The organism is Pseudomonas bharatica CSV86 (assembly GCF_000319305.2).
Taxonomy (GTDB): domain Bacteria; phylum Pseudomonadota; class Gammaproteobacteria; order Pseudomonadales; family Pseudomonadaceae; genus Aquipseudomonas; species Aquipseudomonas bharatica.
On sequence record NZ_AMWJ02000001.1, the window covers coordinates 2,620,396 to 2,633,066 of the forward strand.

Here is a 12,671-nt window from a genome sequence, read left to right on the forward strand (position 1 = left end):
CCGTTACGCCTGGGTAGATTGCTGCTGCGTCGCACGCAGTGCTTCGATGCCGGCTTGCAGGTCCTTCACCTGGCTGGCCAATTGCAGCCGTTCGGCGTCGACCTGTACCAGTTGCACCGCCTGATCCTGCATCTGCCGCTGCAACTCGTCCCGGGCGCCCTGGGACTGGGCCAGGTTGGCGCTCAGGGTGCGGGTTTCGAGCACCTGCTGTTCACACTGGTCCTTGAGCTGCTGGATTTCGCGCTGGATATGGCGCGCCTCCACCAGCAAGCGTTCGTTGTCACGATTGAGCCGGGTGGTTTCGTCCTGCTTGACGATCAGGGTCTGCTGCAACTGGCGCAGCTCGACCTGCAACTGCTGCACCTGGGCTTCGTGGCGGCGCTGATCCTGCTCGCGTTGTTCGCGACTGGCGCTGCGGTAATGTTCAAGGGCATCACGCGCATGCTGATGCTTGTCTTCCAGCGAAGCGATCTGCTCGTCCTTGTCGGCCAGGCGCACGTTCAACTCGCCCACCGCCTGGCTCAGCGTGGCATTGCGCGTGTGCTCGCTCTGCAAGGTGCTGCGCGTGGTCGCCAGTTCGGCGGACTCGGCCGCCAGCGCCGCGCCCTGGATCTGCAACTGCTGCTGCGCCGCAGCCAGTGCCTGCTGGCTTTCCTGCAACTGCGCCTTGAGCGCTGTGGTTTCTACATCGAAAGATTTCTGCGCCTCATCGATCTTCGCATCGCTTTCTTCTTTGAGTTGCTCGGCCAGTTGGCGCACCAGCCCGCTGATGGACTCGCTCAGGTCCGGCACGCTGGTGGTGGCGGGCGGCTTCTGGATGTCCAGTTCCTTCAGGTACCGATGAATGGTGGTTTTCGAACCGGTATTTCCCAGTTCAATGCGCACCGCATCGATGCTCGGGTGCTCTCCCCGGGCAAGGATCGCCTGGCGAGCCTTGTGCACTACCGCCTTGTTGATACCACCACGCGCCATATTGCATTTTCCTGCGATTTCATAATGTGGTACGTATGGTGTACTTACATACTAATTTAGTCAATTTGTAAATTGTGAATTTTTCAAATTAAAGATCAAATAATCACGACTTATCAGATGTCAGGGTGTTTTTGGTCGTGCCGAAGCGCGCAAAGGGTGTACCTGCGTGTCCTGCAGGCCGTCCGGCGAGATGCGCTGTTTTTACAAGCGTCCACGCTCATCGCTGCACAACACTCGCGGCTCCCACTGCTCTGGAGCCGCGAAATGCGCTTTATCTACGCCCCGCTGTTTTTCTTCGTGTTTATCTGCGTCGCCGTGATCATCGTCACCATGAGCGGCGGCTTCGTCTGGCTGCTACCGCTGCTGCTGGTGGCGATCGGCATCAGCGCCTTCTGCGAATGGCGCTGGCCTTACCGCGACCGATGGAACCGCGACCATGGCGACCGCCTGCGCGACGTGCTCCATGCCAGCGTCAATGAATCCTTGAATGTCCTCAGCATCGCGGCGATTCCGCTGATCGCTCCCTGGCTCCCCGATCTCGGCATCTGGCCCACGCATTGGCCGCTGGGCCTGCAATTGCTGCTGGCGATCCCGATTGCCGATCTCGGCATCACCCTGGTCCATTACGCCAGCCATCGTTCGGCGCTGTTATGGCGGCTGCATGCAGTGCATCACAGCGTCGCCCGCATGTACGGCTTCAATGGCTTGATGAAACATCCGCTGCACCAGTTGCTGGAGGCCCTGGGCGGCACCCTGCCCCTGCTGCTCTGCGGCATGCCCCAGGACGTCACGGCACTGCTGGCGTTCAGCATTGCCATCCAGTTGCTGTTGCAGCACAGCAACGTGGACATGCGCCTGGGCGTGTTGCGTCATGTATTCGCCTGGGCGCCGCTGCATCGCCTGCATCATCTGAAATACGGCCATCATGGCGATGTGAATTTCGCCCTGTTCTTTGCGTTCTGGGATCGGCTGCTGGGGACGGCACTCTACCTGCCGGACTATGAGCTGGCGGACGACGACCTGGGCATCGGAGATCAGCCGGATTACCCGTCGGGCTACGCTGCACAGTTGCGTCAGCCGTTCAGCGCTACCCAGGCCAGCCATCCGCCGGCCGTGTTGCCGGCGGGCCTGCGCGATGCGCTAGCCGATTACGCGGAGCGTTAAGTGACGCAGGTTGCGATCAGCGCGGATACCGAAGTGCTGGCGAATGCTGCGGGAAAGATGGGCGGAGTCGGCGAAACCGGCGGTAGCCCCGGCATCGGTCAGGCTGTAGCCCGACAGCGCGAGTTGCAGGGCGAAGCGCAGGCGTTGCCAGAGCACCAGGCGACGTACCGACAAACCCAGTTCGCCGGTGAACAGGCGTTCCAGCTGGCTGAGGGACAGCGCCGCTTCCCGGGCGATCTCGGCGGCTGGCAACGCATCGGCATCAAGTTGGCGAATGCGCAGCAGGGCCTTGGCCAGGCGCGGCTGCAAGGGGCGGCGTGGCAAGGTGGCTAGTGCTGCGATCAAACGTTCGGCGTCCGGCCCGGTTTGCCTACAGAGCTGACGCAATTCGGGCAGGTCGAAGGCCAGTGGCTCGGCGTAGAGGGTCAGGGTGGGCTGGCCGGTCGCAATGATTGCATGGGGCTGGCCCGAGGTGATGGACAGCACCGGGCCGCGCGCAGGGACACCGTCAATCAGGGCCTCGACTTCGCAGCTGCGGGCGATCAGCAGTTGGTGCGGGTAGTGGGCATGGACGCCGGTCTCGCCTGCGCTGCCGGCGATCAGGCAGTAGTCGGTGGCCAGCCAGAGCTGGCCTTGCCAGGGTTTGGGCATGGGGGCTCCATGGGTGGCTTGGTGGGCAGAGTAGCACTGGAGATCGTGCATTGGCTTTCAGGACCTCATCGCTGGCAAGCCAGCTCCCACAGTGTACTGAGCTGCGCCGCCACACCTCCCCCATGTCACGCACAGTCAAGCCCGCTGACACGCAGGCTCAAGACTTGCCTACCGATCGTTAGCAACACTTCCCTCCATTGCTCCGCACGCCCTACCGGCGGCGCAGAGCCCTTCACCTGTCCTCGCCGACAACCAGAACAACACCCGCCGTACACGAGATCGTGCCATGACTACGAAAATCGACTTCATCTACCTTTCCGAGCAGGACATGATCCGCGCCGGCGTTACCGATATGCCGGCCTGCGTCGACACCATGGAGGAAATGTTCGGGCTGCTGTATCGGGGCGATTACCGTATGGCCGGGCCGAACAACGATTCCCACGGGGCGATGATCACCTTCCCGGAGCATTCGCCCTTCCCGGACATGCCCAAGCCCACCGCCGACCGGCGCATGATGGCCATGCCCGCCTACCTCGGCGGCAACTTCCGCACCTCCGGCTGCAAATGGTATGGCTCGAACATCGCCAACCGCGAAAAGGGCCTGCCCCGTTCGATCCTGATGTTCACCCTCAACGATGCCGACAGCGGCGCGCCGCTGGCCTACATGTCGGCCAACCTGCTCTCGGCCTACCGCACCGGGGCGATCCCGGGCGTCGGCGCACGCCACCTGGCGCGCAAGGATTCCAGGGTCATCGGCCTGCTCGGCCCCGGCGTGATGGGCAAGACCACCGTCGCCGCGTTCATGGCCGCCTGCCCGCAGGTGGACACCATCAAGATCAAGGGCCGCGGCCAGCGCAGCCTTGACAGCTTCATCACCTGGGTCGAGCAGACCTACCCGCAGATCACCACCATTCGCATCGTCGACAGCCTGGAAGAGGTGGTGCGCGATTCCGACCTGGTCACCTACTGCAGCACCGGCGAAGTCGGCGACCCGAGCACCTACCCGCTGGTCCGCCGCGAGTGGGTCAAGCCCGGCGCCTTCCTGGCGATGCCGGCGCCGTGCAGCATCGATGCCGGCATGGAGCAGGACGACATCCGCAAGGTGGTGGACAACACCGGCCTGTACGAGGCCTGGTTCGAGGAACTGCCCAAGCCTGCACACAACCATGTGCCGCTGGTGGGCGTGCGCTTCATGGACATGATCGCCGAGGGCTCGCTGCAGGCCGGGCAAGTGGAAGACATCGGAAAGATCGTCGCCGGCGACGCCCCGGGCCGCCTGAATGACGAGGAAATCATCCTGATGTCGGTTGGCGGCATGCCGGTCGAGGACCTGGCCTGGGGCACCGTGGTGTACCGCAAGGCCGTGGAGCTTGGCATTGGCGTGAAGCTCAACCTGTGGGACGAACCGGTCCTGCGCTGATACCCCTTCCCTGATAACGAGGATTTCCCCATGACCCGCATCATCAAAGTCAAAAGCGGCTCCATCTTCGAGGAAAAGGCCAGCTACTCGCGGCTGGTTGCCGTCGATAACTGGATCCATGTGTCCAATACCGCCGGGCGCAACCCGGACACCAAGCTGATTGCGGAAGACGTGATCGAGCAGGCCGAACAGGTCTTCGACAACATCGAGCGGGCCCTGGCCGCAGTCGATGCGACCCTTGCCGACGTGGTCTGCTCGCGCGTGTTCATCCAGGACCCGGCCGACGTGCCCAGGGTCATGGACTACATCGGTACCCGGTTCCGCGGTATCGATCCGGCCTGCACCGCGACCTGCCCACCGTTGGGCTCCACGGTCTACAAGGTGGAGCTGGAGGTCACCGCCTATCGCGGCGCCTCGCAAGCCGAAGTCGTGCAGATCAATCTCGGCCAGTAACGTCCTTTATAGAGCCTCGCCCATGTCGCCCAGCATCGACCCCGTACAAACCAGCCAGCAACTGCCCGCCGCCACCGGCGTGGTGATCATCGGTGCCGGCATCATCGGCCTGACCGCCGCCCTGACCCTCGCCGAGCGCGGGATCCCGGTTGTGGTCGTGGAAAAAGGCCGGATCGCCGGCGAGCAGTCGTCGCGCAACCTTGGCTGGGTGCGCAAGACCAGCCGCCATGCCGATGACATCCCGCTGGCCCTGGCCGCAGACCGCCTGTGGGCACGGATGCCGGAACGGGTCGGTGCCGACGTCGGCTACCGCCAGGCCGGCATCATGTTCATCGCGCGCAACGAGGCGCAGATGGCCATGCATGCCAATTGGCTGAAGACCGTCGCGCACCTGGATCTCGACAGCCGCCTGCTCGGCAGTCGGGAAATCGCCGAGATGGTGCCTGGCGGCAAGGGCAACTGGGCCGGCGGGATCTTCACCGCGTCCGACGCCCGCGCCGAACCGACCCTGGCCTCCAGCGCCATCGCCAGGGCGGCGATGGCCAAGGGTACGGTCATCGTCGAGCACTGTGCGGTACGCAGCCTGGTCACCTCGGCCGGTAGGGTCAGCGGTGTGCTGACCGAGCGCGGCGAAATCCGTTGCGACCAGGTATTGCTGGCCGGTGGCCTATGGTCGCGGCGTTTTCTCGGCAACCATGGCGTAGACCTGCCGACCTTGCCGTTGACCTGCTCGGTGCTGCGTACCGAACCCATGGAAGGCCCCACCGGGATCGCCGTCGGCGCCCCGGACTTCTCCTTCCGCAAGCACAAGGACGGCGGGTTCATCATCACCCAACGCGGCAAGCTGGACGCCTTCCTCACCCTCGATCACCTGCTGCTGGGCCGGCGCTACCTGCCACAGCTCAAGGCCCAGCGCGATTTCCTGAAGATTTCCCTGGGCAAGTACTTCCTCGATGACCTGAAGCTGGCCCGACGCTGGAACGCTGGCGAGGTCAGTCCTTTCGAAAAGGTCCGGGTGCAGGATCCGGCGGCCAACGAAACGCTCAATGGCGATGCCCTGCGCAACCTGCGCGCCGCCTGGCCGGTGTTCGAACAGGCGCGGGTCGCCCAGAGCTGGGCCGGCACCATCGATGTCACCCCGGATTCGAATCCGGTGATCAGCCCGGTCACGGCCATTCCCGGCCTGACCCTGGCCAGCGGTTTCTCAGGTCATGGTTTCGGTACTTCGCCCGCTGCGGGCCATCTCGCGGCCGACCTGGTGTCCGGAAATACCCCGATCATCGATCCGGCGCCCTACCGCTTCGAGCGCCTGGCCTGAGTGTTCACGCCGTGCCCTAGGGAATAGCGCTAGGGCCCTGGCGTAAGGGGCTGAATCGAATCACTCATTTGAAACATTCATTCATCAATAAGGGGTAACCTTGGGGAACGATGTCTAACTGACATCATCGAAGAAAGGCGCCAGCGCATCGGTCCGTCACGACAAGGTCCGACGCTGCGTGACCGGGCGGTCGCCCGGTGACTGCCAGCTTTTTCCCAAGGAGTACCCATGCAGTTCAGGCAAATGAAAATCGGCAAACGGGCCGCCAGCATGTTCACCCTGCTCGGCCTGTTGGTTCTGGCCCTCGGCCTGGTGTCGTTGTACGAGACCCGGCAGATGGACAAGGCCTCTTCGGAGATCCGCGAAACCTGGCTGCCCTCGGTGGTCGCCATGGGCCAGGTCGGCACCGACCTGAACCGTATCCGCGCCATCACCATGCGCAGCCTGCTCGAAGACCAGCCCGAGATCCGCGCGGCAACCCTCCAGCGCGCCGAGCAGCTCAACCAGGCCTTGCAAAAGCCGCTGGACGACTATGAAAAGACCATTTTCGAAGCCAGGGATCGCACGCTGTTCGATACCTTCATGAGCGCCCGCGAGCGCTACAACGGCATCCAGGCCAGCGTGACCGATGCGGTGATCAACAACCGCATGGACAATGCCCGGCAATTGATCAACGGCCCCTTGGCCGACGCCACCGACGCCATGCAGGGCAGCCTGCGCGAACTGGTCAAATACAACGTCGACGGTGCCGATCAGGCAGCACAACGCAGCGCCGATGCGGCCGAGGAATCCTTCCTGCTGATCACCCTGGTCCTGGTGCTGATCATGCTGGCGCTGGCGGCCATTGCCACCTTGCTGACGCGCAGCATCGTCGTGCCCCTGGCCGACGCCGTGGCCGTGGCCGAACGGGTCGCGACCGGCGACCTGACCAAGGACATCCAGGTCGTGGGCAAAGACGAGCCGGCGCTGCTTCTGGGTGCCCTGGGCCGTATGCAGACCAGCCTGCGCTCGACCCTGGCACGCATCAGCGCCTCATCCGACCAGTTGGCTTCGGCCTCGGAAGAGCTGCATTCGGTCACCGAGGACACCAGCCGTGGCCTGCATCAACAGAGCGCGGAAATCGAACAGGCCGCCACTGCGGTCAACCAGATGACCGCCGCCGTGGAGGAAGTGGCAAACAATGCGGTGAGCACCGCCGACGCGTCCAAGGGCGCCGACCAGACCACCCGCGACGGGCGTGACCAGGTCAACCAGGCCTTGCAATCGATCCGCGCATTGGTCGGCGAAGTGACCAGCACGGCGGGCGACATCGAACAACTGGCCGCCAGCGCCAATGAAATCAGCCGGGTGCTGGATGTGATCGGCTCCATTGCCGGGCAAACCAATCTGCTCGCCCTCAACGCCGCCATCGAGGCTGCCCGCGCCGGCGAAGCAGGCCGCGGCTTTGCCGTGGTCGCGGACGAGGTACGGGCGCTGGCGCACCGCACCCAGGAGTCCACCGGCGAGATCGAACAGATGATCGCCGACATCCAAAGCGGCACCGAGCGTGCGGTCGGTGCCATGCGCAGCAGCCAGGGACGAGCCAGTGGCACCCTGGACATCGCCCAGGCCGCCGGCGAGGCGCTGGAACTGATCGCCGAGGCCATCGCCTCGATCAACCAGCGCAACCTGGTGATCGCCAGCGCGTCCGAGGAACAGGCCCAGGTGGCCCGGGAAGTGGACCGCAACCTGGTCAATATCCGCGACCTGTCGATGCAAACCTCGGCCGGGGCCAACCAGACCAGCGCCGCAGCACAGGACCTGTCGCGCCTGGCGGTGGAGCTGAACGCGATGGTGGCGCAGTTCAAGGTCTGAAGGTTGACGTCCAACCCTGTGGGAGCTGGCTTGCCAGCGATGAGGCCAGACCTGACAACATACTGGTCAATGCCGGCCAAATCGCTGGCAAGCCAGCTCCCACAAGGTTCCTCGGTGCATTCACTATCCGATTTCGGCAAACCCTGCTTCCGGTAACCGGCGACGGAGCAAAACTTGCTTCATCAGCACTTTCCCGCAAAACGGTTACCGAAATGCCCAGCAGCGTTCTGCACCACCAGACCCTGGATATCGAGGAGCACGCCAAGCGTCTGGCCGGTTGGCAGTTGCGCTATGACCAGCTCACCCCCGGGCGTTTCGCCGGCCAACTGAGCGAGCTGCGCCTGGACCGTATGCAACTGGTCCGCGACCGGGCCAACCAGGCCATGGTCAAGAACGGCGCGACCTGGCCCGGAGCGGTCAGTTTCAGCATGCCCCTCGATGCCCACTCCGGAGATTTCCACTGCGCCGGCCATGCCATCAGCGGCCAGAACCTGCTGGTGGCGCGCGGCCAGAACCTGCCCGAACTGCGTGCCCCGGCCGGGCTCGACCTGCTCAGCGTCAGCATCGACGAAACGCTGCTTGAACAGACGCTGCACCAGCAACGGCACGGCTTCGACCTGGATGCCCTGCCACGCTGCTACCGCCTGCAGGAAGGTGGCAGCCAGACGGGCCTTATCGAGCTGTTCCAAGGGCTGTTCGCCGAAAACGCCCTGCAGGCGTCATTGCTGGGGCACCAGGCCATCCGCGACGGCATCCGCGATACTGTGCTGATGCACCTGCTCGACCTCGTCGACCAGGACGCTGTCCAGCCCCTGCCGCCGAGCGCCCGCAAGCGCATGGTCGACCGCGCCCGCGAGGTGCTGCTGGCCACGCCGGACAATCCACCCTCCATCGTTGAACTGTGCAACCGTATCGGCGCCAGCCGGCGCAAGCTGCAGTATTGCTTCCAGGAAACCCTCGGCATCAACCCCCTCGCCTACCTGCGCACCCTGCGCCTCAATGCCGTGCACCGCGCCCTGCTCGAAGACCACCCTGCACCGGTACAGGACGTCGCTGCCCATTGGGGTTTCTGGCACCTGAGCCGCTTCGCCAGCGACTATCGCCAGTTGTTCGGCGAGCTGCCTTCGGAAACCCGCCGGCGCAACCGCGGTTGTGCCGATTCCGGATAACCCGCCAGCGGTCCCCGGCCCCAGCATCGAGGCACAACAACGCCAACGACCGGGGATCATCATGTTCACCAGACCGACCACAGCGCTGCTCGCGCTGTGCCTTAGCAGCAGCGCCATGGCCGTGGAAAACGGTTCGCCCACCACACCCAATGGTGTCTACGACTTCGGCGCCGGCTTCACGCCACCACCCACTCCGACAGGCACCTTCGGCCTGCGTACCGCCTTCTACTCCGCCAATCGCCTGAAGGATGGCGACGGCCACAAGGCACCCGTGGACTTCTCCATCGACGTGCTGTCGATCGGGGCCTTCTACGGACGCATGACCGAGCATGAACTGTTCGGCGCCCGCTACGGCTTCGCCGCCGTAATGCCGTTCTTCAGCATGAGCGCCTCGCTGGACGTACCGACGCCTTTCGGCACCTTGTCCCGGGACGCACGGGTATTCCGCCAGGCCGACGCCCAGTTGATTCCGCTGATCCTGCAATGGACCCCGGCGCCGAACCTGGGCATCAACGCGCAACTGCAGATCCAGGCGCCGACGGGCGACTACGACAAGGATCGCTTGGTCTCCCCGGGCCTTAACCACTGGACCTTCTCGCCGATCCTCAATGCCACCTGGATCAGCCCGACCGGCCTGGAGCTGTCGTCGAGCTTCGAGGTGGACATCAACACCCGCAACCACGCGACCGACTACCGCAACGGCGTCGAGTACCGTCATGAGTTCGCTGTCGGTCAGCACGTCGGCCCCTGGACCCTGGGCATCGGCGGCTACTACTACCGCCAGTTGAGCGACGACGAGGCGCCAAATCTCACCGGTGGCAACCGCGCCCGGGTGCTGGCCGTGGGGCCGGCAATCGGGTGGTTCAAGCCGGGGATGCCGCCGGTCTGGCTGCATGCCTACAAGGAATTCGACGCGGTCAACCGCGCCGAGGGGTACACCGTCGCCCTGCGCTTCGCCCACAGTTTCTGAGGATCCGACCATGCATGCACACATCCCCCGGGTGGGCCGCGAAGGCACCGTACTGGTACTTGGCAGCAGCCTGACGATCATGGGCGCGGTGATGGTCGCGCCGATCCTGCCACGGCTGGCGGCCGAATTCGGGCCGGTCACGGCCCATGCCGAAGCCCTGGTTCCGCTGGCAATCACCGGCCCGGCGCTGGCCATCGCCCTGTGCGCGCCTTTGGCCGGCTGGATTGCCGACCGGGTCGGGCGCAAAGCCCTGTTGATCGTCGCCACCGTGCTCTATGCATTGTTCGGCGTCTTGCCGGCGCTGCTTGACGACCTGCCTTCCATCGTCGCCAGCCGCCTGCTGTTCGGGTGTGCCGAGGCGGCGATCATGACCTGCTGCGCCGCCTTGATCGCCGATTACTGGAAGGGTGAACAGCGCCTGCGCGTGATCAACTACCAGGTGGTCAGCATCGGCCTGGTCGGCGCGCTGTTCTTCGTGATCGGCGGCGCGGCGGGCGAGCATGGCTGGCGCACGCCCTTCTATCTCTACCTGCTGCCGCTGCTGCTGGTCCCGGCGATGCTGCGCTGGTTGTGGGAGCCGCAGCGACAGGCGCACGCCGGGCCGGACGATCCGGCGCGCAGCGCCATCCCCAGCATAGCCCTGGGCTACCTGCTGATCTTTTTCGGCATGGCGCTGAACTTCATCGTACCGGTGCAGGCACCAGCCTTGCTGGTGAGCATCGGCGTCAACTCCAGCACCCTGATCGGCCTGGCTGCCGGGCTGGGGCTGCTGGCCAGCCTGGCCGGTTCGCTGCTGTGGCCGCTGGTGCGCAGCTACCTGGGCATTCGCGGCGGCAATGCCCTGCTACTCGTCCTGCTGGCCGCCGGCCTGTGGTGGCTGGGCGCTGCACGCAGTTACGCCGACGTGCTCTGGGCCGTGCTGATCCACGGGGTCGGTGCTGGCCTGCTGGTGCCCAATGCCATGGCGCCGGTAATGAACGCCCTCAGCGCCCGAGCCCGGGGCCGCGGCCTTGGCGGCTTCACCGCCTGCCTTTATCTGGGCCAGTTCGCCAGTCCGCTGCTGGTCATGGCCCTCGGTGCCGATCTGCGCGGCGCCCTTCACTGGCTGGCCTTCGCCAGTCTTGCCGGCGCCCTGGCCTGGGGCCTTGGCGCAACCCTGACCCGCTCCGACGCTTCCTCAACTGCCCAATGATCCGGACATCACCATGCACGACATTCAAGCCCTGATGGACCAACACGACGCCACCGGCCTGGCCGGTCTGATCCATGATCGAGAGATCAGCCGCGAGGAACTGCTGGAGGCTGCCATAGCCCGCCTCGAACAGGTCGAACCGCAACTCAACGCTGTCGCCGAAAGGCTCTATGACAGCGCCCGCTGCGCAGCCCCCGTGGACGGAGCGTTCTCTGGCGTGCCGACCCTGGTCAAGGACCTGTTCTCGCCCCTGCGCGAGGCGCGGATGAGCAACGGCTCCCTGGCGCTGGGCGAAGCGCGCCCGGGTCTCGACGATGCGCTGGTCGGCCGCCTGCGCGAGGCCGGTTGCCAGTTTATCGGGACCAGCACCTCGCCAGAGTTCGGCACGTCCTACACCACCGAATCGACCCGTTTCGGCGCCACCCGCAATCCGTGGGATACCCGGCGCAGCGCCGGCGGCTCCAGTGGCGGTGCGGCAGCGCTGGTCGCGGCGCGGGTGGTGCCCTTCGCCCATGGCAACGATGGCGGCGGCTCGTTGCGCGTGCCGGCCTCCTGCTGCGGCGTGTTCGGGCTCAAGCCCAGTCGCGGGCGCATGCCCAGCGGTCCGCTGGTGGGTGAAGGCTGGGCCGGGATGGGCACACCCCATGCGATCACCCTGTCGGTGCGCGACAGCGCCGCCTTGCTGGATATCACCGCCGGCGCGGATCTCGGCGCGCCTTATGCCGCGCCCTGGCAGGACATGCCCTTCGTCGACACCCTGCACCAGCCGCTGCGGCCGTTGCGCATCGCCCTGGTGGAGCACCTGGCACCCTGGACCAGCAGCCCGCAAGCCCTGGCGGCGGTACGGCATGCCGCGCGCTTGTGCGAATCACTCGGCCATAGGGTCGAACCGGCGCAGTTGCCGGTGCAGCCCCTGGCGTTTCTCGACCAGGTGTTCGATGTGATCGGGGCCAGTACCCGCAGCTATGTCGACCTGCTGGGTGAGCTGCGCGGCCGGCCCGTGGCGCTGGAAGAACTGGAGCCGCGAACGCGGATCATCCTGCGGGAAAAAGGCGGGATCAGTGGTGCGCAGTATTCGGCGGCGGTGGCAGGGATTCATGCGCTGGGGCGGCAGCTTGCCGGCTTTCTGCAGGACTACGACCTGATCCTGACGCCGACCTTGACCCGCGAGCCGCCGCTGATCGGCAGTCTCGACCGCTTCGACGACAGCCTCGATCTCGCCATCTTGATCGATGACTTCCACAGCTATTCGCCGTTCACCGCGCTGTTCAATGCCAGCGGCCAGCCGGCGATGTCGGTGCCGCTGTACTGGACGCCGGAAGGATTGCCGATCGGGGCGCATTTTGCCGGGCGCTTTGCCGAGGAAGGGACATTGCTGGGGCTGGCGGCGCAGCTGGAGCGTGTACAGCCGTGGCGTGACAGGGTACCGCTGGTCAACGCCCGGGAGATTGCAGGCTGGTAACGAGGATGGGCAATCACTACCATCGCGGGCCTGTTCCTTGAGTCCG

General features: G+C 65.1%; 11 protein-coding genes. 9 read left to right on the forward strand and 2 right to left on the reverse strand.

Annotation, left to right across the window (positions count from 1 at the left end; all coding sequences use genetic code 11):
* Window positions 1-3: 3 nt before the first annotated feature.
* Window positions 4-972, reverse strand: coding sequence for a DNA-binding protein (locus CSV86_RS11755; RefSeq protein WP_009408103.1), 969 nt, complete (start codon window positions 970-972; stop codon window positions 4-6).
* A gap of 264 nt (window positions 973-1,236) precedes the next feature.
* Here CSV86_RS11755 and CSV86_RS11760 point away from each other — a divergent pair, with 264 nt between their 5' ends.
* Window positions 1,237-2,136: a sterol desaturase family protein gene (locus CSV86_RS11760; protein ID WP_009408101.1), complete on the forward strand. Its 900-nt coding sequence runs from the start codon at window positions 1,237-1,239 to the stop codon at window positions 2,134-2,136.
* Here CSV86_RS11760 and CSV86_RS11765 read toward each other — a convergent pair.
* Window positions 2,113-2,787, reverse strand: a complete 675-nt coding sequence (locus tag CSV86_RS11765) for a helix-turn-helix domain-containing protein (protein WP_009408099.1) — start codon at window positions 2,785-2,787, stop codon at window positions 2,113-2,115. The two genes, CSV86_RS11760 and CSV86_RS11765, sit on opposite strands and share 24 nt — an antisense overlap.
* Before the next feature lie 286 nt (window positions 2,788-3,073).
* On the opposite strand from CSV86_RS11765, the gene CSV86_RS11770 reads away from it, so the two are divergent.
* The 8 genes from CSV86_RS11770 to CSV86_RS11805 all read left to right on the forward strand — a co-directional run bounded on the left by CSV86_RS11770 (window position 3,074) and on the right by CSV86_RS11805 (window position 12,625).
* Window positions 3,074-4,207 (forward strand): ornithine cyclodeaminase family protein, encoded by a 1,134-nt coding sequence (locus tag CSV86_RS11770; RefSeq protein WP_009408097.1) that lies wholly within the window; start codon window positions 3,074-3,076, stop codon window positions 4,205-4,207.
* 30 nt (window positions 4,208-4,237) lie between these two features.
* Entirely contained in the window at window positions 4,238-4,660 is a 423-nt protein-coding gene (locus CSV86_RS11775; protein WP_009408095.1) for a RidA family protein, read from the forward strand.
* A 22-nt stretch (window positions 4,661-4,682) separates the two neighbouring features.
* Window positions 4,683-5,978, forward strand: a complete 1,296-nt coding sequence (locus CSV86_RS11780; protein ID WP_009408094.1) for an NAD(P)/FAD-dependent oxidoreductase — start codon at window positions 4,683-4,685, stop codon at window positions 5,976-5,978.
* A gap of 243 nt (window positions 5,979-6,221) precedes the next feature.
* Window positions 6,222-7,832: a methyl-accepting chemotaxis protein gene (locus tag CSV86_RS11785; RefSeq protein ID WP_376699754.1), complete on the forward strand. Its 1,611-nt coding sequence runs from the start codon at window positions 6,222-6,224 to the stop codon at window positions 7,830-7,832.
* Between the two features lie 212 nt (window positions 7,833-8,044).
* A complete protein-coding gene (locus tag CSV86_RS11790) occupies window positions 8,045-9,001 on the forward strand; it encodes a helix-turn-helix domain-containing protein (RefSeq protein WP_009408092.1) in 957 nt (318 codons plus the stop codon).
* A 61-nt stretch (window positions 9,002-9,062) separates the two neighbouring features.
* Entirely contained in the window at window positions 9,063-9,971 is a 909-nt protein-coding gene (locus CSV86_RS11795) for a SphA family protein (RefSeq protein ID WP_009408091.1), read from the forward strand.
* 10 nt (window positions 9,972-9,981) lie between these two features.
* On the forward strand, window positions 9,982-11,163 hold the full coding sequence (locus tag CSV86_RS11800; RefSeq protein WP_009408090.1) for an MFS transporter: 1,182 nt from the start codon (window positions 9,982-9,984) through the stop codon (window positions 11,161-11,163).
* A 13-nt stretch (window positions 11,164-11,176) separates the two neighbouring features.
* Window positions 11,177-12,625, forward strand: a complete 1,449-nt coding sequence (locus CSV86_RS11805; protein WP_009408089.1) for an amidase — start codon at window positions 11,177-11,179, stop codon at window positions 12,623-12,625.
* Window positions 12,626-12,671 lie beyond the last annotated feature (46 nt).